Origin of the sequence: uncultured Hymenobacter sp. (assembly GCF_964243305.1) — a bacterium.
Classification (GTDB): domain Bacteria; phylum Bacteroidota; class Bacteroidia; order Cytophagales; family Hymenobacteraceae; genus Hymenobacter.
On record NZ_CAXTEF010000004.1, the window covers coordinates 137,051 to 159,892 of the forward strand.

A 22,842-nucleotide genomic window follows, 5' to 3' on the forward strand; every position below is an offset into this window, starting at 1 on the left:
GGTGGCGGCTTCTGCCCGGCCATTCCCTACCCCCATGCTTTCCGCCCACGACGCCTTTGCCCTGGTGCTGGCCACGGCCCGCCGCCTACCGCCCGAAACCCGGCCCTTACTGGCCGCTGCCGGCCGCGTGCTGGCCCAGGACCTGCGCGCCGACCGCGACTTTCCGCCCTTTCACCGCGTGGCGATGGACGGCATCGCCGTGGCCCACCGCGCCTGGGCCGGCGGCCAGACCACGTTTACTGTAGCCCACACGCAATACGCCGGCGCCCCCGCCCTACCCCTCGCTGACTTGGCCACCGCCGCCGAGGTGATGACCGGCGCCGTGCTGCCGCCCGGCGCTGACACCGTGGTGCGCTACGAGGATTTGGACCTGGACGAAGCCGCGCGCCAGGCCACCATCCGCATTCCGGCCCCGCCGCGGCCCGGCCAGCACGTGCACCCGCAGGCCCAGGACCGCCGCCAGGCTGACTTGCTCTTGCCGGCCGGCACCCGCCTGGGCCCCGCCGAAATGGCCGTAGCCGCCGCCATCGGCGCGGCCGAAATCCGGGTGCTGGGGCCGGCGCGCGTGGCCCTGGTGAGCACCGGCGACGAACTGGTGGACGTGGCGGCCACGCCCCTGTCCCACCAGATTCGGCGCTCCAACGTGTATGCCTTGCACGCGCTGCTCACGGCGGCCGGGGCGGCCTGCACCCTGCACCACTTCCCCGACGACCCCGGCCAGCTGCACAGCGGGCTGGCGCCGCTTTTCGCGCCCGGCGCCTACGATGCCGTGGTGCTCAGCGGGGCCGTGAGCAAGGGCCGGGCCGACCATCTGCCGGGCATTTTCCGGGAGCTGGGGGTAGAAGAGATTTTTCACGAAGTCGAGCAGCGCCCCGGTAAGCCGATGTGGTTTGGGCAGAAAAAGGATGGCGGGCCAGCCGTGTTCGGGCTGCCCGGCAACCCGGTTTCGACGCTCCTCACCGCCTACCGCTACGTGCGGCCCTGGCTGCGGGCCAGCCAGCAATTCCCTACCCCCCCCGGCCCGGCCAAGGCCTCCGAAGCGTCCTGGCTGGCAGAGCTATGCGCGCCGGCCGTGCTGGCGGCCGATGTGGATTTTCGGCCCCGGCTCACCTATTTCCTGCCCGTGCGCCTCGAAATCGACGCCGCTGGCCGGCGCCTGGCTTACCCCGCTCCCACGGGCGGCTCCGGCGATTTGGCCGGCCTGCTCGGCGCGCAGGGTTTTGTGGAGCTGCCGCCAGAACCCACGCATTTCGCCGCCGGCGAGGTGTGGCCGTGCTGGATGCTGTGACGCGGCGCTTGGCGGGCAATGAGCGATGAACGATGAGCAAACAGGCGGTCATGCAGAGCGCAGCGAAGCATCTCGCTCGCAGCACTAATCAGCTTGACCGCACGATTGGATTACTTTCCCACGCGAGATGTTTCGCTGCGCTCAGCATGACCGCCTTCTTGCATGACCGCCTTTTTGCTCGCCTTGTCCGCCGATAACTACCCGCAAAGCGCAAAGCATCCGTATCTTCGTGCCAGCTGCTTATCCAGAAAGACCGAGGGACTGGGCCCTACGACGTCTTGGCAACCGGGCTTTGAGCCGGTGCCAACTCCCATTCTGACCGGTTTTTCGGTCAGATAAAGATGACAGCCGGAACCCGCGCCTTATCCGCGCGGCTTCTCTTTCTGGATTCGCGGCGCCCTGCTTTGCCCGCGCCTTATTCCTGAAAGACCTCCATGCTGACCGAAACCGACTGTACGACCTCCCGCCTGCCCGACATCCTGCGGCAGCGCCTGCTGATTCTCGATGGGGCGATGGGCACCATGATTCAGCGCCATCCGCTCGCGGAGGAAGATTTCCGCGGTGCCCGCTTTGCCAATCACGACCGGCCGCTGCGGGGCAACAACGACCTGCTGAGCCTGACGCGGCCCGACATCATCCGCGGCATTCACGCCGAATATTTCGCCGCCGGGGCCGATATGGTGGAAACCAACACGTTCTCCGGCACCAGTATCGCGCAGGCCGATTACGGGCTGGAAAGCATTGTGTATGAGCTGAATTACGAATCCGCCCGCCTGGCCCGTGACGCGGCCGACGAGTACTCGGCTCTGACACCGGAGCAGCCGCGCTTCGTGGCCGGTGCCGTGGGCCCCACCAACCGCACGGCCTCGCTCTCGCCCGACGTGAACCGCCCCGGCTTTCGCGCCGTGACCTTCGATGAGCTGGCCGCCGCTTACCTGGAGCAGGTCCGCGGCCTCGTCGATGGTGGTGTGGACGCGCTGCTGATTGAAACCATCTTCGACACCCTGAACGCCAAAGCGGCGCTGTTCGCGGTGCAGAAGTTCTTTGACGAGGGCGGGCGCGAGGTGCCGGTCATGATTTCGGGCACCATTACCGACGCCTCGGGCCGTACGCTTTCGGGCCAGACCGTGGAGGCGTTCTGGAACAGCATCCGCCACTTGCCACTGCTCAGCGTGGGTCTCAACTGCGCCCTCGGCGCCGACCAGCTCCGGCCCTACGTGCAGGAGCTGGCGCGAATTTCCGATGTGCACATCTCGGCCTACCCCAACGCGGGTTTGCCCAATGCCTTTGGGGGCTACGATGAGACGCCCCAGGAGTTCGCGGCCGTGGTGGAAGAGTATCTGAAAGATGGGCTGGTGACGGTGGTGGGCGGCTGCTGCGGCACCACGCCCCAGCACATCGCGGAGCTGAGCCGGCTGGCGAAGCGGTATAAACCACGGCCACAACCCCACCCCCCAACCCCCTCCCCTGCGGAGGAGGGGGAGATTAACGGGATTTCAAAGGAAGACAGAGGCGCCGCCGTGGCTCCCCTCCCCCGCAGGGGAGGGGCCGGGGGTGGGGCTACCCGCCTCGCCGGCCTCGAACCCTTCAACATCACGGAAAGCAGCCTCTTCGTCAACGTCGGCGAGCGCTGCAACGTGACGGGCTCGCGCGCCTTCGCCCGCCTCATTCGCAGCGGCGACTACGATGCGGCCCTGGCTGTGGCCCGCGAGCAGGTGGAGGGCGGCGCCCAGATTCTGGACGTGAACATGGACGAGGGAATGCTCGACTCCGAGCAGGCGATGACCACGTTCCTGAACCTGATGGCCGCCGAGCCCGACATCTCGCGGGTGCCGGTAATGATTGACTCCTCGAAGTGGACGGTGCTCGAAGCCGGCCTCAAGTGCGTGCAGGGCAAGAGCATCGTCAACTCGATTTCGCTGAAAGAGGGCGAGGAGGTGTTCTTGCAGCGGGCTCGCACCGTGCGGCAGTACGGCGCGGCAATGGTCGTGATGGCCTTTGACGAGGACGGGCAGGCGGATTCGTTGGAGCGGCGCAAAGTCATCTGCCAGCGCAGCTTCAATTTATTGAGGGGGGTAGGGTTTCCGGCCGAGGACATCATCTTCGACCCCAACATCCTGACCGTGGGCACGGGCCTGGACGAGCACCGCAACTACGCGCTCGACTTCATCGAGGCCGTGCGCTGGATAAAGCAAAACCTGCCCGGCGCGCTCACCAGCGGCGGGGTGTCGAACATCAGCTTCTCGTTCCGGGGCAACGACGTGGTGCGCGAGGCCATGCACGCGGCCTTTCTCTACCACGCCATTCGCGCCGGGCTGGATATGGGCATCGTCAATCCCAATCAGCTCGCGGTCTATGATGAGGTGCCCAAAGACCTGCTCGACCTCTGCGAGGACGTGCTGCTCAACCGCCGCGCCGACGCCACGGAGCGGCTGGTCGAATTCGCTGAAACTGTCAAGCAAAAGGACGTAGTAGAAGTAGTGGCCGATGCCTGGCGCAGCCTGCCGGTGGCTGAGCGACTCCAGCACGCGCTGGTGCGCGGCATCACCGAGTTTATCGATGAGGACACCGAGGAAGTGCGCCAGCAGGTGGCCCGCCCGCTGGAGGTGATTGAGGGCCCGCTGATGGCGGGCATGAACGTCGTGGGCGACCTGTTCGGGGCGGGCAAGATGTTCCTACCCCAGGTGGTGAAATCAGCCCGCGTGATGAAAAAGGCCGTGGCTTATTTAGAGCCCTATTTGCTGGCCGACAAGCGCGGGCAGGAGCGGCAGACGGCGGGCAAGATTCTGCTCGCCACGGTGAAAGGCGACGTGCACGACATCGGCAAGAACATCGTGGGCGTGGTGCTAGCCTGCAACAATTTCGACATCGTGGACCTGGGCGTGATGGTGCCGCTGGAACGCATTCTGGATGAGGCGGTGAAGCAAAACGCCGATGTCATCGGCCTCTCGGGCCTCATCACGCCCTCACTCGATGAGATGGTGTACGTGGCCGCCGAAATGCAGAAGCGCGGCCTGAAAACCCCGCTGCTTATCGGCGGGGCCACGACCTCGCGGCTGCACACGGCGGTGAAAATCGCGCCCGCCTACCCCGGCGGCGCCGTCGTGCACGTCAACGACGCCTCGCGCTCGGTGGGCGTGGCCGCCGGCCTGCTCGGCTCCGCCGAGACGGCCTACGCCCAGGCCGTGGCCGATGAGTACGCCACGCTGCGCCACGACTACGCCGGCCGGCAGCGCGACAAAAAATTTCTGACCATTGCGGAAGCGCGCGAAAACGGCTTCCAAGCTGACTGGGCAACGGCGCCCATCACTAAACCGAGCTTTCTGGGCACCAAAGTCCTGGCAGATTATCCGCTCGAAGAGCTGGCCCAGTACATCGACTGGACGCCGTTTTTCCATACCTGGGAGCTGAAAGGCCGCTACCCGCGCATCCTGGAAGACGACACGCTGGGTGAGGCCGCGACCCGGCTTTTCGCCGACGCGCAGTCCATGCTGGCGAAGATTATCCGCGAAAAGCGCCTGAGCGCCCGCGCCGTGCTCGGCTTCTGGCCGGCTAACACCGTAGGGCACGACACCATCGAAATCTACGCCGACGACGAGCACCGCGACGAGCCGGTATCGGCGTTTTTCACCCTGCGCCAGCAGTCCGAAAAGGCGCCCGGCATTGCTAATCTGGCATTTTCCGACTTCCTGGCGCCCAAAGAATCCGGCCGGCCGGATTACCTCGGCGGCTTCGCCGTGACGGCCGGCCTGGGCATCGAGCCGCTGCTCGAAGAGTACGAGCGCGACCACGACGACTACTCCAGCATCATGCTCAAGGCCCTGGCCGACCGCCTCGCCGAGGCTTTCGCCGAGCGCCTGCATCAGCGCGTGCGCGAGGAGTTTTGGGGCTACGCGCCGAATGAAAACCTCGGGGGCGACGACCTGATTCAGGAGAAATATCAGGGCGTGCGCCCCGCGCCCGGCTACCCCGGCTGCCCCGACCACACCGAGAAAATCACCTTGTTTGAGCTGCTGGACGCCGAGAATGCAACTGGCATCTCCCTCACCGAGAGCCTGGCCATGTACCCGGCCTCGTCGGTGAGCGGCCTCTACTACGCCCACCCGGACTCGCGCTACTTCGGCCTCGGCCGCATCGGGCGCGACCAGGTGGCGGACGTGGCCGCGCGCAAGGGCATGGCCCTGAATGAGCTGGAGCGCTGGCTGATGCCAAACCTGAACTACGAGCCCACGGCCGTCCCGGCGTAGGGGCGGGGCTAGTCCCCGCCCGGCGTCCGCGCCGCTTAGCAAAATCATTTATAAGATATCGTTCAACAACGGGCGGGGGCCAGCCCTGCCCCTACCCCCATGAAAGTCACTGAACACCTGAGCCGCGCCAACGGCAAGACCCTCTTCTCCTTCGAAGTCCTACCCCCCCGCAAGGGCGAGAACATCCAGACGCTGTTCGCCAACATCGAGCCGCTGCTCGAATTCAAACCGCCGTTTATCGACGTGACGTATCACCGCGAGGAGTTCGTCTTGCGCGAGCGGCCGGGCGGCGGCTTCGTGCGGCGGGCCGTGCGCAAGCGGCCGGGCACGGTGGCCATCTGCGCGGCCATCAAAAACCGCTTCGACGTCGACACCGTGCCGCACCTGATTTGCGGCGGCTTTACGAAGGAAGAAACCGAGAACGCGCTGATTGACCTGCACTTTCTGGGCATCGACAACGTGCTGGCCCTGCGCGGCGACCCAGTGAAAACCGAGGGCCACTTCCAGCCCCACCCCGACGGCCACGCCTACGCCGACGGCCTGATTGCCCAAATCGCGGGCCTTAACAAGGGGCGCTACCACGACCACGACGAAACCTACCAGGCCGAGGGCTGCGATGCCTGGGCCGCCAACTTCTGCATCGGCACGGCCGGCTACCCCGAAAAGCACTTCGAGGCGCCCAACCTGGGCGCCGACATGCGCTACCTCAAAGCCAAGGTAGACGCCGGCGCCGACTACATCGTGACCCAGATGTTTTTCGACAACGAGGAGTTTTTCAAGTTTGAACGGCGCTGCCGGGCGGCCGGCATCCTCGTGCCCATCATCCCCGGCCTTAAGCCGCTCACCACCAAAAGCCAGCTCACGATGCTGCCGCGCACATTTTTCCTCAACATCCCGGAGGAGCTGGCCGACGCCGTGCACCACTGCCCCGACAACGAGGCCGTGCGCCGCGTGGGCGTGGAGTGGTGCCTCAACCAGAGCCGCGAGCTGATGGCCCACGGCGTACCCTGCCTGCACTACTACAGCATGGGCAAGGCCGAGAGCATCCGCAAAGTGGCTAAAGAGCTGTTTTAAGTTAAGGAGCAAGGAGCAATTAACGAATAAGAACGTCATGCTGAGCGCAGCGAAGCATCTCGCGGGCAGCAGTAATCAGCTTCTGCAACGATTAGGTTACTTTCCCCGGCCAGATGCTTCGCTGCGCTCAGCATGACGTTCTTATTCGTTAATTGCTCCTTGTTAATTATCAATCGAAAAAAGCTTCCATGCCAACTGAACTCGACGAGCTGTTTGAGCGCCTGCGCACGGCCACGGCCCCGCTGGAGATTGAGGCGCTGCAAAGCGGCATCTGGCAAATCTGGCTCAGCACCGGCGAGCCCGGCCCGGACAAGCTGTTGGAGGCCGGGATGCGCGCTATGAGCGCCGGCGACCACACGCTGGCCATTGCCGAGTTCGATGAGCTTATCGCCGCTATTCCTGACTACGCCGAGGGCTGGAACAAGCGCGCCACGGCCTACTACCTGCGCGGCGAATACCGGGCCTCGCTGCGCGACATCGCCCAGACGCTGCGCCGCGAACCGCGCCATTTTGGGGCGCTGGGCGGGCAGGCCATCATCCTGCGGCAGCTCGGCGAGGTGCGGCGGGCGCTGCGGGTGCTCAACCGGCTGGCCGGGCTGTGCCCCCACCTGCCTGGCCTGGGCGAGCAGCGCCGCGAGCTGCGCGAGCGCCTGGCCGAAAACCGGGATGGAGAAATAGGGTAGGATTTTTGGGGAAGTGCGCGGCAAACAGTAACTTTCCGCTCTTACCGGCTTCTTGCTAGTAGGAATGGGCAATTTCTAATTTACTGGCACTATTACCTATGAAAAATACAAATTATTTTTACGCTCTTCTATTTATTCTTTTTATTCCGATTCAGGTATTCGCGCAGCAAAACCGCACTACTCAGTGGGAAAGCGGGGTGATGGATAAAAAAGAAAAGGTCGGCGTCTGGGAGTACTACGGCTACACCGCCTCAAAGCGGCAGGTGACCGTGCAGCGCTACGACCACACCGAGAAAAAGCTGCTCTTCTACCGCCCCGTGGAGCAGATGAACTACAACGCGGAGATGACGGCCGGCAACTGGGCCCGCCGCCTCGTAGACCAGCCGCCGCTTTACATTGGCGGTGATGCGGCGCTGGCCGCCTACACCTCGAAAGTGGTGTATCCGCAGCAAGCGCAGGACCAGCAGCTGCAAGGCAAGGTGATAGTAGGGATGATAATTGATACGCTGGGCCACGCTTCGGGGCACCACTTGGTGCAGCGCCTGGGCGGCGGCTGCGACGAAGAGGCCCTGCGCATAAGCCAGAAAATCCCGGACCAGTGGGTTCCGGCCCGCGTGGGCACGCGGGCCGTGCCGGTCGAGTTTGAGCTGCCCTTTACGTTTAAGCTGCTCACGCGCTAGGTCGCGGCGCGCCAAACCAGCAGTCGGCGCGCCTTACCCGCCGCGGGGGGGGTAGGGAGGCCGGTGCGGGCCAAACCAACCCGGAGCCGGAGTGATTCGTTGGGGGTAGGAAACTGGAGGCTTTTGCTGCCCGGTTTCCTATCCCCTTTGCTTTTTTCCTTTTGCTATGCCCCACGCTCTTAGCTGCCGCGCACTGGCGCTACTTTTCCTACCCCCCCTGCTGCTGCTCAGCGCCTGCGACTCGACCCCGCGCGAGCGGCAGGCAGTGGCCCGCGAGGGCCTGAGCAAGCTCGACACCGTGGCCCGCAGCGCCGGCCGCAGCCTGCGCCGCGTGGGCAGCGCCGCTGCCCGCCTTGACTCCAGCAACCGCGCCCGCAAAAGCCAGCCCCTGCAAACCAGCAAGCAGGTGGCCGCCGACCAATACCTGCTAGGCCCCTATCAAAACCAGCTTGGTGCCCTGACGCCCGCCACCATCGGCAGTGCCTACGCCCAACTGCTGCGCCAGACCCGCGCCAGCCGCCGGCAGTGGAGCGCCCGCGACTGGGACTACGCCGCCGACACCTATAAGCGCCTCAACGCCGAGTTGGCCCGCGTCCGCCTCGACCTGCCCGCCCGCGACGAGGTGCGCATTCGCGCCTGGCAGGCCGAGTTCAAGGCCCTGCAAGCCAACCGCAGCGTGAAAGAGCTGCGTACCCTGACCGGCTCGCCCCCAGCCAACGCGCCCGCCGCCCACCGCTGAGGACGCCGGTGTCCGCCGCCGAAACCGAGCCGCCGCCGGGCTACTATAGCTAATTAGCAAAGTTTCTAACTTCATAAACCTGAAACCCCGTAAAAGGCCGCTACCTTGCTGACGCTCAACCTGACCCGGTTAGGCGACCGGCAGCGCAGCGGGCTTTTCGCGTCTCAACTTTTGCCGGGCTGCCTCACTTGCTCACTTCTCACTCTTCATCCAAATCCCTACCCCCCCGCATGGCCGAAAACGCTTCTTCCTTTCTAGACCGCAGCCGCACCGTGGCCGGCCCCGGCTACAACCGCTGGCTGGTGCCGCCCGCCGCGCTCGCCATCCACCTGGCCATCGGGCAGGCCTACGCCTTTAGCGTGTTTAAAAAACCTATGGGCGCCCTCATTAGCGGCAACGTGGACCAGCCCGACGCCCTGGACTGGACGCCGGGCCAGCTGGCCGTGATTTTTTCTATCGCCATCGTGCTGCTGGGGCTCTCGGCGGCCGTGTTTGGCAAGTGGCTCGAGCGGGTGGGGCCGCGCAAGGCCATGCTGGCCTCGGCCCTGTGCTTTGGCGGCGGCTTCCTGATTGCCGCGCTCGGCGTGCACCTGCACAACCTCTGGCTCGTGTATTTCGGCTACGGCTTCGTGGGCGGCATCGGCCTGGGCATTGGCTACATCTCGCCCGTCAGCACCCTGATTAAGTGGTTTCCCGACCGGCCCGGCGTGGCCACGGGCATGGCCATCATGGGCTTTGGCGGCGGCGCCATGATTGGCTCGCCGCTGGCCGTGGCCCTCATGGCCTACTTCAAAGGCCCCAACGCGCCGATGGGCGTGGCGCCCACGTTCATCACGATGGGCATTATCTACCTGCTGTTCATGCTATTCGGTGTGTTCACCATCCGGGTGCCGGCCGAAGGCTGGAAGCCCGCCGGCTACGTGCCCAACGCCCAGCACAGCGCCCTGATTACGACCTCGAACGTGGACGCCGACAACGCCATCCGCACGCCGCAGTTCTGGCTGCTGTGGGTGGTGCTGCTCTGCAACGTGACGGCCGGCATCGGCGTGCTCGAAACGGCGTCGCCGCTTATTCAGGAAACCTTCTCGGATGCGAACCTGGGCGCGGGCCGGGGCGTGACGGCTGCCGCCGCCGCCGGCTTCGTGGGCTTGCTCAGCTTGTTCAACCTGCTGGGCCGCTTTTTCTGGTCGTCGGCCTCCGATAAGCTGGGCCGCAAGCCCACGTACATGATTTATTTCGGGTTGGGCGTTCTGCTCTACGCCCTGGCGCCCACCCTGATGGCGGGCGCCTCGCTCACCTTGTTTGTGGTAGTGTGCTGCGTTATTCTGAGCATGTACGGTGGCGGCTTTGCCACCATTCCGGCGTATCTGCGCGACTTGTTCGGCACCATGCAGGTGGGCGCTATCCACGGGCGGCTGCTCACGGCCTGGTCCACGGCCGGTATCCTGGGGCCACTGCTGGTCAATTACTTGCACGATAATCAGAAGGCCAAGGGCCTGACCGGCGCCGCCGCTTATCAGACCGTGTTTTACACTATGGCCGGCTTGCTCGTCGTCGGCTTCATCGCCAATATGCTCGTGACAGCCGTCAATGAGCGCTACGCTTATAAAGGCGTCGTGACGGCCGCCTCGGCCGGGCACTAAGCTCCCGTTTTCACTTGCCTAATCTCCTCTCAAGATGACTCCGCAAACCGATTCTTTCACGCCCGTGCCTTCCACGAAGGCGGCGGGCTCCGGCGGCTCAGCCGTATTGGCCTGGCTGTTCGTGGGCATTCCCCTGGCCTGGGGCGTTTCCCAAACGTTCATTAAAGCACTGGCCTTGTTCCAGTAAGTAGCGTAGACTCGGTAGTCCGCGCCCGTACCAGTTGAGTTGCCCAAGCGCGGACTACTAAGTCCACGCTGCTGCGAGAAAATCAAAAAAGCACCCGACCGGGTGCTTTTTTGTTACTGGTCCAATCCCTACCCCCTCCCCGCCGCCATGCCCGCCCACGCCATCGTCGTCCTGACTTCCTTCTACAACCTGATGAGCGCCCACGTGGCCCGTACCCGCCTCGAAGCAGCCGGCATCCGCTGCTTCCTGAGCAACGAAACCCGGCCCTACGGCGTCACCATCGGCGGGCAGGTGCGCCTGCACGTGCGCGAGCAGGATGCGGCCGAGGCCCAGCGCATCCTCAGTGAGGACGCAGCCCCGATGTTCGTGCTGCCCGACGAGGAATAAGCGCGCCACCCAGTCCGCTAGCCTTTGCCAAACCATTCGGGGCCGCCGCGGCTTCTAGAGCCGCATTTTCATTTCTCGCTTATGACAACGGATAAGAAAGTAGCGCTCATCACGGGCGCCAACAAAGGGCTGGGCCTCGAAATCGCCCGCCAGCTCGGCCAGCAGGGCATCAGCGTGGTGCTCGGCGCCCGCCAGGGCAAGGCTGAAGCGGCTGCTGCCGAGCTTCGCCAGGCTGGCCTCGATGCTTACGCCGTAAATCTCGACGTGACCAGCGCCGCCGACATTGCCGCCCTACCCCCCTTCCTGGAGGAGAAGTTCGGCCGGCTCGATATTCTCGTCAACAACGCCGGCGTGCAGCACGATTTCGACCAGGAAAATGGTGAGGTGAGCGTCGACTCGCTGCGTCAGACCTACGAAACCAACGTCTTCGGCCCCTACGCCATCACGCAGGCCGTGCTGCCGCTGCTGAAAAAATCGCCGGCCGGGCGCGTCGTCAATCACTCCTCCATTCTGGGCTCGATTTCAGCGATTAGCTCGGGGCAAGGCGGCACCTGGGCCACGCCCGGCTACACCTCCAGCAAGGCCGCGCTCAACATGCTCACGGCCGTAGCCGCCCAACAATTGGCTAATACAAATGTGAAAGTTAACGCCGCCCACCCCGGCTGGGTCGCCACCGATTTGGGCGGCCCCGGTGCCCCGCTCAGCCCCGCCGAGGGCGCCCGCACCGCCGTGCGCCTGGCCCTGCTGCCCGCCGAAGGCCCCACGGGCGGCTATTTTCATCAGGAAGAAACCCTGCCCTGGTAAGTACAAGGAAGTTAAAAGTGAGGAGTTAAAACCAGTTATCTGACTTTTAACTCCTCACTTTTAACTCAAAAAACGCCGTTCTCGCGCCATGATCTGGCTGGGAGAACGGCGTTTTCTACTGCTCCTGCTGGCCCCGACGGGCGCGGCAACGCCAACCCCGGCCCAAATCCCTACCCCCCATCCCACCGCCAACCCGGCTCAACCCACGCCGCTGCCGAACTCGGCCGCGCGGCTGGGCGCGGCGGCCGGGGCCTGATTGGCAGAGAATCAGCCCGTGGTGCTACCGGCGCTGTACTTCGGGCAAAGCCAGGCCCGGTGGCCCGCCGCCCTGCGCCAACGCCCCGGCCCGCGCCTCGAAGTGCAGGGCCACACCGACAACCAGGGCAGCGCCGAACTGAACCACCAGCTTTCGCAGCAGCGCGCCGAAGTGGTATGCCTCTACCCGGCGCCCACAGCGTGGCTGCGGAGTGCCGGCGGCCCCGAGGCTACGGCGGCGCTCCGGCGGCACCCAGCCCGTCGCTAAGTCGCCAACAACGCCGACCCCACCCAGCGCCCGCGCAACTGCCGCGCGGTACTTGTGCCGCTGCCGTGAGAACTAGGCGAAGACGCCCTACAGGCCAGCCGGAGCGGTTTGGCGCGGCCGACAGAAATTATTAGCTAGCGCTTCGGAACCTGCCGATATCGTGGCACGTGTTGCCTAATTTGCAAGGCAATCAGCCCTTGTTTAAATTGCTACGCCCCTATCAGCTCATTTAATGAAAATTCTGACGTTGCTGTTGCTGCTGGCACTGCTGGGCGCGCAGCCGGCCCTGGCCCAGCGCCTCGTCATTAGCGGGCAGGTGGTGGAGGCGGCTAGCGGCGAGCCGGTGCCGTTCGCGTCGGTGTTCGTGCCCGGCACCAGCAGCGGCGCCACAGCCAACTTGGGGGGTCGCTTTCGGCTGGTGCTGGCGCTGAGCGGGCCCACGCCCGATTCCATCGCGGCCTCGGCGCTGGGCTTTGCTACCCAGCGGCGCAAGCTCGCAATCGATACCAGTGCCACCACCCAGACCGTGCTTTTCCGGCTGCGGCCGGGCGGCGTGGCGCTGGCCGAAGTCGTCGTCTTGTCGCGCCAGCCCGAAAACCCGGCCTTCCGCATCCTGCGCGAAGTGCAGCGCCACCGCCCCCAGAACGACCGCGCCACGCTCCAGGCCGCCGAGTTCGACTCTTATAACCGCACCGAAGTAGCCCTGGCCAACCTGCCCGCCCGCCTGGCCAAGCGCAAGGCCGTGCAGGACATGCGGGCGCTGGCCGTGCGCCGCGGTGCCGCCGCCGCCGCCGACCCCGACGCGCCTCTGCCCATCTTCGCCTCCGAGGTCGGCTCGCGCATGTATCAGAAATACAGCCCCCTGCGTCGCCGCGAAGACATTCAGCACCGCCAGATGCGCGGCCTGGGCCCGCGCGAAGGCTCGGTGCTCTCGCAGCTGCTGGGCTCTAATATTCAGAACTTTGACTTCTACCCGAACTGGCAGAATATCCTCAGCAAGGACTTCATCTCGCCCATCGCCGAGGGCGGGCGCCTGACGTACGACTACGAGCTGGTCGACTCGGTGAATGTTGATAAGGATTGGTGCTATCAGATTGCCGTCAAGCCCAAACGCAGCCACGACTTGGCGTTTCGGGGCACTATTTGGATTACGGCCGGCACCTACGCCCTGCGCCGCGTGGACCTGGTAGCCAACGCCAATGCTAACATCAACTTCATCACCGATTTGCGCATCTTCCAGGACCTGACCCCGCCCGACCAGGGGCCGGGCCTGCCCACCCGCACCCGCCTCGTGTTCGGGGTGCAACCCTACCAGGGGCAGGCCGCCATGCGCGTGCGCCTGACCACCATCAACTCCAACTTCGCCCGCAACGTAGCCCACGAAGCCGGCTTCTACGATGTGCCGGTGAACGTGGCCGGGCAGGTGAGCGACCCGCTGAGCGCGCCCAGCGGCCCTGGCGACGACGCGCTGACCAGCGCCCTGACCGGCCAGGGCCCCACCGGCCCCGGCTACTTCGACCAGCACCGGCCCGACACGCTAAGTTTGAGCGAGCAGCAGACGTTTGCCGTGCTCGACTCGGCCAAGCAGCTGCCCTCGGTGCGCAATGTGCTCGACTACGTGGAGCTGTTCGTCAACGGCTACAAGCGGGTGGGCAAGCTGGAGCTGGGCCCGATACTAAACACCTACGCCTACAACGATTTCGAGGGCCACCGCTTCCGGCTGGGCTTCCGCACCACGCCCGACATCAGCAAGCGCACCGTCACGCAGGGCTACCTGGCCTACGGCACCCGCGACGGGCGCTTTAAGTACGGCCTGAAAACCAGCCGCATCGTCGAGCGCCGCCACTGGACGGTGCTGAGCCTGGAATACCGCCACGACGTGGAGCAGATTGCCTTGCTCGACAATGATTTTCTCTCTGACAACAACCTGTTCGTGGCCGCTTCGCGCTGGGGGCGCTTCCGGCAGGGCCGGCCGGTGCTGCGCGACCTGACGGCCGTCTCGGCGCAGCGCGACCTGTTTCACGGCTTCACCCAGACCCTCACGCTGCGCCACCAGCACTTCAATCCGCAGCACGATTTCGCCTATTATCCCGGCGGCGAGCCCCGGCCCGCGCCCGGTCCGGGCCCTACCCCCCCCGGCCTAGGCCGCGAGTTCAACCTGGCCGAGGTGGTGCTCGAATCGCGCTACGCCCGCGACGAAAACCTGGTGCAGAGCGAAAACCGCCGCCGCGCCATTGGCCTCAAAAAGTGGCCCGTGCTCACCTTGCGCTACACCATCGGCCTCAACCGGGTGCTCGGCGCCGACTTCGGCTACCACAAGCTGAACCTGCTGCTGACCCATAGCGTGGCCACCGGCCAGCTCGGGCGCCTGAGCTACCGCCTCGAAGGCAATTACATCCCGACCCCGGTTCCCTACCCCGTCCTCAAGACGCCGCTCGGCAATCAAACGCCCTTCCTGAATCAGAACTCGTTTAATCTGATGCGCTACTTCGAGTTCGTCACCGACCGCTCGGTGTCGGTGCGCGTCGAGCAGCACTTCGAGGGCCTGCTGCTCAATTCCCTACCCCTGGTCCGGCGCCTGAACTGGCGTCTGGTGGGCTCGGCCAACCTGCTCTACGGCGACCTGAGCGGCGCCAACCGCCGCCTCCTACCCCCCACCGACCAGGCCGGCCGGCCCCTCACCCGCCTCAATTCGCTGGGCCGGCTGCCCTACGCCGAAGTCAGCTACGGCGTCGAGAACATCTTCAAGGTAGTGCGCCTCGATTTCCTGCACCGCGTCACCTACCGCCACCTGCCCGGCGCCAACAACTTCGGCATCAAGGCCGGCTTCCAGTTCCGCCTTTGAACAGATTAGATTCATTCCCTACCCCCTGCCGTTGGCGCAGCCAATAGATAAATAAGCCGAGCAGCAACCACCCCGCTGGGTCAAGCCCCGAACCGCCCTGGCTCAGCCATAAAGCACGAAGAAGCCCCTTCCAAAACAAGTAGTCTCACTTGCTTTAAAAGGGGCTTCCCAGCTTGCTAAGCAAAGGCGCACGCGCCTTCACTTATTACCTTAAAACTGCGTGACGGCGCGCAGGGCGTTGATGCGGCCGTAGCCGTAGAACTCATCGCGGCCGGGCTTGCCTAGGTCGTCGGCCGAGGCCCGCAGCGTGGCTTCCACGCGGGCGGGGTCCATGTGGCCGCCGTTTTTGCCGATGATGAGGGCCGCTACGCCGGTGGCGTGGGGCGCAGCCATGCTCGTGCCAGCCATCCAGGTGTAGCCGCCGTTCTTGGCCGTGCTCAGCACCATGTCCAGGGCCCAGGTGTACTGACGCACGCCGCGGAAGACTACCAGTTCATTGGTGGGGTAGGCGAAGTCGCCGCCGGGAGCCGCGAAATCGATGGCCGACGTGCCGTAGTTCGAGTAAGAAGCGAAGCGGTCCAGGTTGGTGGTCAGCGGCGCATTGGCCCAGCCTATCGGGGCCGTCGAGGAGATAGAGATTACACCCGTCGCGTCAGCCGGGATGTGGGCCAGCGACTGGTCCTGGTTGCCGTTGTTGGCGTCGTTGCCGGCCGAGGCAATGATGGTAACCCCCTGCCGGGTAGCGTAGCCAGTGGCTTTGCTGATGGCGACCAGCAGCTCCTGCGTGGCTTTAGTATCGTTGATGATAAAGTCGTCCGACAGGTCGGTGGGCGTGCCGTTGTCGTCCAGGTACCGGCCATTGCGCGGAATGGCTGCGCCCAGGCTCATGTTGATAACGGCCGCGTTTTGCTGCACTGCGTACAAAATGCCTTGGATCATCCAAGAAAACGAGCCCGAGCCAGAATCACGCAGCACCTTGACCAACAGTAGCTTGGCTTTCGGGGCAATACCAATCACGCCCCGGCTGTTATCGACGGCGGCAATGGTGCCGGCCGTGTGGGTGCCGTGGCTGGAGCCCGCGCCCCGGAACTGCGCGCCTTCGCCAGTCACGAAGGAAGCACTGCCAACAATATTGGGCTGCAAATCGGGGTGGGTCAGGTCGAAGCCGCTGTCGAGGTCAGCCACCACGACGCCCTCACCCTGAGCGCCGGTGTTCCAGGCCTCAGGTGCCTGAATGGCCGTTGCGCCCCACTGAAGCGGGAAGAAGGGGTTGCTGTCGCCAGTGCTCGCCGGGTTGGTGTTGTCGGCTGTTGCGTCCACCGAGCGCTCTTTTTGCGGGTCGAAACCCTGGTAGGTGAAGTCGCGCACCACTGAGCGCACGCCCGAAATGCGGGCCGCTTTGGCCGCGAAGTTTGGGTCATCGGAACTGGCCGTAGCCAAGCCGATTTCGCTCAGCAAAGCCGTCACGGTGCCGTTAGCCGACTTGGTTTGCTCGGCAATGTCAGCGGGCAGCTGGTCGCCGCTGGCAATGATAATGTAGTTTTTGGCGTGCAGCGTCACCGCGGCAGCATCCTGGCTTACGGCCTGCTGCGTCGTGCGGGCAGTCGTATTGTCGGTGGGCTGCAAATCTTCTTTGCTGCATCCGAAGGTAAAGAGCAGGCCCAGGCCCAGCACAGGTAGAAATTTGTGAGTGGAGAACTTATTATTCATGTACTGAAGTAAGTGGTGGATGTTGCGCTGACAGACGTTGAAGAATTGCAGTAAAGTTTCCCAAAGTTTAAATTTATTTCTTAAATCACCTAATTATTTCAGGATAAATAGTAACTACAACTTTTGGTTATTTAATATTATAAGCAGGCCCACATAGCCTAAAAAACCCGAAAATGACACTATATATACTAAAAATTAATTTAATTTTACCTCGCTTGCCAATAAGCAAACTGTTTTACTTTCTCCTGCTACAAACAGTCACTTAATTAAATGTAAATTAATTAAGTGACTGTTTGTAGCAGTTATACTACTTAATTTTCAAGAACAAAATTTCAATGTCTGATTTCCCTACCCCCCTTAACTGGCTCAACGAGGCCCAGACCTTCGGCCGCCTGCACCTCGTGCAAGCCGATATTACCCGGCTCAATACCACGGCCATCGTCAACGCCGCCAATTCCAGCCTGCTCGGCGGCGGCGGAGTCGATGGCGCTATTCACCGCGCCGGCGGCCCGCAGATACTGGTCGAGTGCCGCGCCATCCGGGCCCGGCAGGGTGGCTGCAAAACTGGCGAAGCGGTTATCACGACGGGTGGCCGGCTGCCAGCCGAATACGTCATTCACACCGTTGGCCCGGTCTGGCAAAACGGCCGCCACGGCGAACCGGAATTACTGGCCGGCTGCTATCGCCACAGCCTGCGCCTGGCCGCCGAAAATGAGTTGGAAAGCGTGGCTTTCCCTGGCATCAGCACTGGCATTTACGGCTACCCGAAAGCCGAAGCGGCAGCCATTGCCGTGCGCGAGGCGCAGGCATTCTTAGCCGAAAATGACTTCCCCGGAATAGTAGTTTTCGTGGCTTTTGATGAGGCCAGCCGACAGTTGTATGAGCAGGAACTGAGTAGAATATCCACTTAATCTGCATTTCCTACCCCCTGCTGTTTGTCATGCTGACGAAGGAAGCATCTTCTCGCCGGAGAACGAGCGGCAATCGTTGATTACTGCGTGTTCTGACCTGATAAGATACTTCGCAAGCTCAGCATGACAAACGGCAGGGGGTAGGAAATGCCCGCCAGCTTTACACTGCCACCGGTGCCACGCGCCCGGCCACGCGCTCCATGAGCCAGAGCGGCGTGCTGGTGGCCCCACAAATGCCAACCGACTGTGCGCCCTCCAACCACTCATCGAGTACTTCGGCTTCGTTCTCAATAAAATAGCTGCGCGGATTCACCCCATTGACAACTGAGAACAGAGCCTTGCCATTAGAGCTTTTGCGCCCGCTTACGAATAAGATTACGTCGTGCTCGGCGGCAAACTTATTCAGGGCCGGCTCGCGGTTGCTTACCTGCCGGCAGATGCTGTCGTTGGCGTCGAAGCTGTCCAGTGACCCGCCGGCGGCCTGAATGCGGGCCTCCATCAGGGCCTTCATGCGGTAGAAGCCGGCCGTGCTCTTGGTGGTCTGGCTGAAAAGCGTGACGGGCCGGCTGAAATCGACCTGGTCGAGGTCAGCCTCGTTCATCACGATGAGGGCGCGGTTGCCGGTCTGGCCGGTCAGGCCCGCCACTTCGGCGTGGCCGGGCTGCCCGTAAATCACAATCTGGCCGTCTTGCCGCTGGCTGGCGTCGAAGGCGTGCTTGACCCGGTTTTGGAGCTTGAGCACCACCGGGCAGGAGGCGTCAATCAGCTCCAGGTTGTTGGCTAGAGCCAACTGATACGTTTCCGGCGGCTCGCCGTGGGCGCGGATGAGGACCTTGGTGTCGTGCAGCGTGCCGAGCTGCTCGCGGTCGATGATGCGCAAACCCAGCGCGTGCAGGCGTTCGACTTCCATGCGGTTGTGCACGATGTCGCCGAGGCAGTAGAGCTGCTGCCCGTGGGCCAGCTCATCTTCGGCCATCTGAATGGCGAACTCGACGCCGAAGCAGTAACCGGAATTCTTATCAATCGTGACTCTCATGCTGGCAGGATAACACCCCGCGCCGGGGCCGGGTTCGGGCCCCGCAAAGGTAGGGCCGGAAGTAGCGCGGAGTCTGCGAGCCCGCAAGTGGAAGTAGCGCGGACTCTGTAGTCCGCGGGTCAACGACACTAGCGGCGCACTCGCGGACTACAGAGTCCGCGCTACTTCCCTACCCCCCTTCCTTCAACCAAACAGCGCGGCCGACACCCGTTCCAGCACGAAATCGACCTGCTCATCAATCGTGATGTGCGTCGTGTCGAGCAAGACGGCGTCGGCGGCGCGGCGCAGCGGGCTTTCGGCGCGGGTCGAGTCGATGCGGTCGCGCTTGCGCAGGTTTTCGATAATGACCTCCAGTGGCACGATTTCGCCTTTGGCCGCCAGTTCCTCTTCGCGGCGACGGGCGCGCACCTCCACGTCGGCGGTCATAAATACCTTGACCTCGGCATCGGGGAAAACGGTGGTGCCAATATCGCGGCCGTCCATCACCACGCCGCGCCGGCGGCCGATGCGCTGCTGCTGGGCCACCATCGCGTGGCGCACCACCGGAATCACCGACACCTCACTCACGGCGTTGGAAATGCGCATCTGACGGATGTCGTCTTCCCGGATTTTGTCGTTGAGATACACCTCGTTGCGGCCGGTGCGGCGGTGGCGGCGGAAGCTGATGTGCAGCTCGTGCAAGGCCTGCTCGATGCGGGGTAAATCGTCGAAGCTGATGTTGTTTTCGAGCAAATACAGCGTCACGGCCCGGTACATGGCGCCCGTGTCGAGGTAGGCGTAGTGCAGCACGGCGGCCACCGCTTTGGCGGTGGTGCTTTTGCCGCACGAGGAGTAACCATCAATGGCGATGACGAGCTTTTTCAACGAGCTTTTTTGATAGGGTGCGCGGCCATTGGCCCCGCAAGATTACAAAATTCAGCCCTTACGCGGCGCCGCCCGCGCCGCCAGCCGCGCCGGCACCGACTGAAAAAAGGCCAGCACCGAAGCCTCTTCACCCTGGTTCAGGTGCCGTTCCACCAAATAAAACGGGTTGAAAAACAGCTGGCCCGCCAGCCCTACCCCCGTGGCCCCGCCGGGCCCGGCGGCCCACTCGGCCCCGTAGGTCTGCACCAGGCACTCGCCCAGAAAGCAGCCCAGCGCCGTCACCACGGCCTGATGCTGCTCGGTTTTGGGCCGTAGCTCCCGGCGCTCCACGGCCACGAAGCGCGCCAGCTCGGCCACGGCGGCGAGGTTATAGGCTGGCACGCGCAGCTGCTGGCGCACAATTTCGGCGGCGGCGGCTAGCTCGGCAGCCGGCGGGGGGGTAGGGGTCATCGGGCGGGCAGAAAAGGAGTCGAAAATGCCCGTTGAGGCGACAAATAGTGGGCGGTAGGCTGGCAAGTGGCTGGCCGCCGGGCCAGCCCGGCCGCGCCACGCACTGGCTTAGGCTGTGTGGTCAGTAAGTAGAAAGGTAGTTTTCAACGCAAAAAGAGCGTCATGCATCGCTCTGCTCAGCATGACGCTCTTTTTCCATTCCAGTCCACACTCTCTAGCTGGTAGCTAGCAGTCGTGCGTTGGGCAGGGAATACGGCCGCCGGGCTTGTGCTGGCGCTGGTAGCGCTGAGTTTTCTTCTGCTGGGCCGTGCGCGGAGCGCAGCCGCTCAGGGCGCTGCTGCCCAGGCCCAGCAGCAGGGAAAGCAGCACCAGCACCGACCAGGATTTTTTCATAGTGAGCAGCATTTACGTCAAAGTTAAGGTTCTTTGCCGGCCGGGCCGCCGGGTTTTTCGCTTTTCGCTCAACGCATGACTTCTGCCTTTTCGCTTGTCGCCAACGTCGTCGATATCCCGGGCCGCACCATTCGCCCGGCCAGGGTGCACGTCGCCGACGGCCGCATTCAAGCCATCGTCCCTACCCCCCTCGCCGCGCCCGGCCCGGCCCGGCCCTACGCGCTGCCCGGCTTCGTCGATGCCCACGTGCACGTGGAAAGCTCGCTGCTCGTGCCCACCGAGTTTGCCCGAATGGCCGTCGCGCACGGCACGGTGGCCTCCGTCTCGGACCCCCACGAAATCGGCAATGTGCTCGGCGTGGCCGGCGTGGAGTACATGCTGGCCAATGCGCGCCACTCGCCGTTCAAGTTTTGCTTCGGCGCGCCGAGCTGCGTGCCGGCCACGCCCTTCGAGACGGCGGGGGCCGAAATCACGGCCGCCGACATCGCGCGGCTGTTCGAGAACCCGGAAATCGGCTACCTGGCCGAGATGATGAACTGGCCCGGCGTGCTGAGCCGGGACGCGGGCGTGATGGAAAAAATAGCGCTGGCCCACCGCGCCGGCCGCCCCGTCGATGGGCACGCGCCCGGCCTGCGCGGCGCCGATGCGGCCCGCTACGCCAGCGCCGGCATCAGCACCGACCACGAGTGCTTCACGGCCGCCGAGGCCCGCGACAAGCTCGCCGCGGGCCTGAAAGTGCTCATCCGCGAAGGCTCCGCCGCCCGCAACTTCGACGCCCTGATTGAGCTGCTGCCCGAGCATTACCAGAGCCTCATGTTCTGCTCCGACGACAAGCACCCCGACACGCTGCTGCTCGGCCATATTAATCAGCTTGTGCGCCGGGCCGTGGCCCTGGGCCACGACGTGTTCCAGGTGCTGCAAGTGGCCTGCCTCAACCCCGTGGCGCATTACCGGCTGCCCGTCGGCCAGCTGCGCGAAGGCGACCCGGCCGACTTTATTCTGGTTGATAACCTGACCGATTTTCGGGTTCAGCAAACCTACCTCAACGGCGAGCTGGTGGCCGAAAGCGGCCAGGCCAAGCTGCCGGCCGCGCCGATTGAAGTCGTGAATAATTTCCACGCCCAACCCGTGCGGCCAGCTGATTTTGAGTTGCGATATGAGGAGTTAAGAGTTAAGACTGAAGAGTTAAAAATTCCTACCCCCTCTTCTTCCGGGCCTGAAGGGGGGGTAGGGATTTCGCTTAACGTCATCGAGTGCTTCGATGGACAGCTCATCACTGGCCGTTTTCCCTACCCCCCCCGCGTGGCGCAAGGCCGGCTCGTGCCCGACGGGGCGGCCGACGTGCTCAAGCTGGCCGTGGTGAATCGCTACGCGGCGCAGGCGCCGCCGGCTGTGGCGTTCATTCACGGCTTTGGCTTGAAGGCCGGCGCGCTGGCCAGCAGCGTGGGCCACGATTCGCACAACATCACTGCCGTGGGCTGCGACGACGAAAGCCTGGCCCGCGCCGTGAACCTGGTCATTGCGGCGCAAGGCGGTCTCGCGGCCGTAGGCCCCGACGGCCGCGAGCTGCTGCTCCCCCTGCCCGTGGCGGGCCTCATGTCCGACCAGCCCGGCCCGGCCGTGGCCGCCGCCTACACGGCCGTCGATAAGCTGGCCAAGGAGCTGGGCTCCGGCCTCGAAGCGCCGTTTATGACGCTCTCATTTATGGCGCTGCTCGTCATTCCCAGCCTCAAGCTCAGCGACTTAGGCCTGTTTGACGGCGAGGCGTTCCGGTTTGTGGGAGTGGTGGGAAGCTAAATGAAAAAAGGCGGTCATGCTGAGCGCCAGCGAAGCATCTCGCTCGGGGAAGTAATCCAGCTGCCAGAACAACGATTGGATTACTACCCGCCCGAGATGCTTCGCTGGCGCTCAGCATGACCGCCTTTATGGCAAATTATTGCTTTTCTAAAATCGCTTTTGCAGCAGCTTCTGCATCTTTTCCTCGGTCAGCGGCTTGGTCAGGTATTCCACATTCGGGTATTCGGCCACGCGGGCGGTGTCGGCGGCGTGCATGGAGGTGGTGAGCACGGCCATCACGGTTTTTTGCTGCACCGGCTCGGGCAGGTCGCTGTACATCTTCAGGAACTCGAAGCCATTGACGCCGGGCATCTTCAGGTCCACGAATACCAGCTCCGGCAAATCATTCGTGGCCTCGCCGCGAGCCGCCGCCTCGCCAAAAAGCTCCGTGAACGCCTCATCGGCCCGCGAGAAGGTTTGCACCTCCTCGGCTACGTCGAGGCGGCCCAGCAGGCGGTTGTTCAGAAAGCTGGTTGTCTCGTTGTCGTCAATCAGCACGACGTGGCGGAGTTTGGTCGTCAGGGACATAGGCCGTACAATGC

The 22,842-nt window shown here is 63.9% G+C and carries 21 protein-coding genes and 1 riboswitch; of the genes, 15 read left to right on the forward strand and 6 right to left on the reverse strand.

The annotated features are described in order from the left end of the window. Nucleotides 1-34 precede the first annotated feature (34 nt). From ACFE70_RS04390 to ACFE70_RS04450, 13 genes are all read left to right on the forward strand, one after another. Nucleotides 35-1,288, forward strand: coding sequence for a molybdopterin molybdotransferase MoeA (locus ACFE70_RS04390; protein ID WP_375416502.1), 1,254 nt, complete (start codon nucleotides 35-37; stop codon nucleotides 1,286-1,288). A gap of 237 nt (nucleotides 1,289-1,525) precedes the next feature. Continuing rightward, a riboswitch (SAM riboswitch) is annotated at nucleotides 1,526-1,636 on the forward strand. A gap of 86 nt (nucleotides 1,637-1,722) precedes the next feature. Continuing rightward, complete coding sequence (metH, locus tag ACFE70_RS04395; RefSeq protein WP_375416503.1) at nucleotides 1,723-5,535, forward strand: methionine synthase; 3,813 nt, start codon at nucleotides 1,723-1,725, stop codon at nucleotides 5,533-5,535. Between the two features lie 99 nt (nucleotides 5,536-5,634). Continuing rightward, the gene (gene metF, locus ACFE70_RS04400; protein WP_375416504.1) at nucleotides 5,635-6,609 is read left to right on the forward strand and encodes a methylenetetrahydrofolate reductase [NAD(P)H]; all 975 of its coding nucleotides are present in this window, start codon (nucleotides 5,635-5,637) and stop codon (nucleotides 6,607-6,609) included. A 188-nt stretch (nucleotides 6,610-6,797) separates the two neighbouring features. Next, nucleotides 6,798-7,292 carry a tetratricopeptide repeat protein gene (locus tag ACFE70_RS04405; RefSeq protein ID WP_375416505.1) on the forward strand — a complete coding sequence of 165 codons (495 nt, stop codon included), beginning with the start codon at nucleotides 6,798-6,800 and terminating at the stop codon, nucleotides 7,290-7,292. Between the two features lie 98 nt (nucleotides 7,293-7,390). Beyond that, nucleotides 7,391-7,972, forward strand: a complete 582-nt coding sequence (locus ACFE70_RS04410) for an energy transducer TonB (protein ID WP_375416506.1) — start codon at nucleotides 7,391-7,393, stop codon at nucleotides 7,970-7,972. A 166-nt stretch (nucleotides 7,973-8,138) separates the two neighbouring features. Then, a complete protein-coding gene (locus ACFE70_RS04415) occupies nucleotides 8,139-8,711 on the forward strand; it encodes a hypothetical protein (RefSeq protein ID WP_375416507.1) in 573 nt (190 codons plus the stop codon). Nucleotides 8,712-8,899: 188 nt separating this feature from the next. After that, nucleotides 8,900-10,354 (forward strand): OFA family MFS transporter, encoded by a 1,455-nt coding sequence (locus ACFE70_RS04420; protein WP_375416508.1) that lies wholly within the window; start codon nucleotides 8,900-8,902, stop codon nucleotides 10,352-10,354. A 34-nt stretch (nucleotides 10,355-10,388) separates the two neighbouring features. Then, nucleotides 10,389-10,541, forward strand: a complete 153-nt coding sequence (locus ACFE70_RS04425; protein ID WP_375416509.1) for a hypothetical protein — start codon at nucleotides 10,389-10,391, stop codon at nucleotides 10,539-10,541. A 147-nt stretch (nucleotides 10,542-10,688) separates the two neighbouring features. Further along, nucleotides 10,689-10,928 carry a putative signal transducing protein gene (locus tag ACFE70_RS04430; protein ID WP_375416510.1) on the forward strand — a complete coding sequence of 80 codons (240 nt, stop codon included), beginning with the start codon at nucleotides 10,689-10,691 and terminating at the stop codon, nucleotides 10,926-10,928. A gap of 81 nt (nucleotides 10,929-11,009) precedes the next feature. Further along, nucleotides 11,010-11,732, forward strand: a complete 723-nt coding sequence (locus ACFE70_RS04435; protein ID WP_375416511.1) for an SDR family oxidoreductase — start codon at nucleotides 11,010-11,012, stop codon at nucleotides 11,730-11,732. Nucleotides 11,733-11,820: 88 nt separating this feature from the next. After that, on the forward strand, nucleotides 11,821-11,988 hold the full coding sequence (locus ACFE70_RS04440; RefSeq protein WP_375416512.1) for a hypothetical protein: 168 nt from the start codon (nucleotides 11,821-11,823) through the stop codon (nucleotides 11,986-11,988). An 18-nt stretch (nucleotides 11,989-12,006) separates the two neighbouring features. After that, the gene (locus ACFE70_RS04445) at nucleotides 12,007-12,255 is read left to right on the forward strand and encodes an OmpA family protein (protein ID WP_375416513.1); all 249 of its coding nucleotides are present in this window, start codon (nucleotides 12,007-12,009) and stop codon (nucleotides 12,253-12,255) included. Nucleotides 12,256-12,487: 232 nt separating this feature from the next. Continuing rightward, nucleotides 12,488-15,100, forward strand: coding sequence for a DUF5686 family protein (locus ACFE70_RS04450; protein ID WP_375416514.1), 2,613 nt, complete (start codon nucleotides 12,488-12,490; stop codon nucleotides 15,098-15,100). Between the two features lie 210 nt (nucleotides 15,101-15,310). Here ACFE70_RS04450 and ACFE70_RS04455 read toward each other — a convergent pair whose 3' ends face one another. Further along, nucleotides 15,311-16,810, reverse strand: coding sequence for a S8 family serine peptidase (locus ACFE70_RS04455; protein WP_375416515.1), 1,500 nt, complete (start codon nucleotides 16,808-16,810; stop codon nucleotides 15,311-15,313). Nucleotides 16,811-17,145: 335 nt separating this feature from the next. On the opposite strand from ACFE70_RS04455, the gene ACFE70_RS04460 reads away from it, so the two are divergent. Continuing rightward, nucleotides 17,146-17,721: an O-acetyl-ADP-ribose deacetylase gene (locus ACFE70_RS04460; protein ID WP_375416516.1), complete on the forward strand. Its 576-nt coding sequence runs from the start codon at nucleotides 17,146-17,148 to the stop codon at nucleotides 17,719-17,721. Between the two features lie 160 nt (nucleotides 17,722-17,881). On the opposite strand, the gene ACFE70_RS04465 is transcribed toward ACFE70_RS04460, so the two are convergent. The 4 genes from ACFE70_RS04465 to ACFE70_RS04480 form a co-directional block, all read right to left on the reverse strand. Next, nucleotides 17,882-18,757, reverse strand: a complete 876-nt coding sequence (locus ACFE70_RS04465) for a 4-hydroxy-3-methylbut-2-enyl diphosphate reductase (protein ID WP_375416517.1) — start codon at nucleotides 18,755-18,757, stop codon at nucleotides 17,882-17,884. 183 nt (nucleotides 18,758-18,940) lie between these two features. Next, nucleotides 18,941-19,621, reverse strand: coding sequence for a (d)CMP kinase (gene cmk, locus ACFE70_RS04470; protein ID WP_375416518.1), 681 nt, complete (start codon nucleotides 19,619-19,621; stop codon nucleotides 18,941-18,943). 51 nt (nucleotides 19,622-19,672) lie between these two features. Further along, the gene (locus ACFE70_RS04475; protein WP_375416519.1) at nucleotides 19,673-20,071 is read right to left on the reverse strand and encodes a hypothetical protein; all 399 of its coding nucleotides are present in this window, start codon (nucleotides 20,069-20,071) and stop codon (nucleotides 19,673-19,675) included. Between the two features lie 225 nt (nucleotides 20,072-20,296). Continuing rightward, the gene (locus tag ACFE70_RS04480) at nucleotides 20,297-20,464 is read right to left on the reverse strand and encodes a hypothetical protein (protein WP_375416520.1); all 168 of its coding nucleotides are present in this window, start codon (nucleotides 20,462-20,464) and stop codon (nucleotides 20,297-20,299) included. A 75-nt stretch (nucleotides 20,465-20,539) separates the two neighbouring features. On the opposite strand from ACFE70_RS04480, the gene ACFE70_RS04485 reads away from it, so the two are divergent. After that, nucleotides 20,540-22,261 carry an adenine deaminase gene (locus ACFE70_RS04485; RefSeq protein WP_375416521.1) on the forward strand — a complete coding sequence of 574 codons (1,722 nt, stop codon included), beginning with the start codon at nucleotides 20,540-20,542 and terminating at the stop codon, nucleotides 22,259-22,261. Between the two features lie 147 nt (nucleotides 22,262-22,408). Here ACFE70_RS04485 and ACFE70_RS04490 read toward each other — a convergent pair whose 3' ends face one another. After that, a complete protein-coding gene (locus ACFE70_RS04490; RefSeq protein ID WP_375416522.1) occupies nucleotides 22,409-22,828 on the reverse strand; it encodes a response regulator in 420 nt (139 codons plus the stop codon). Nucleotides 22,829-22,842 lie beyond the last annotated feature (14 nt).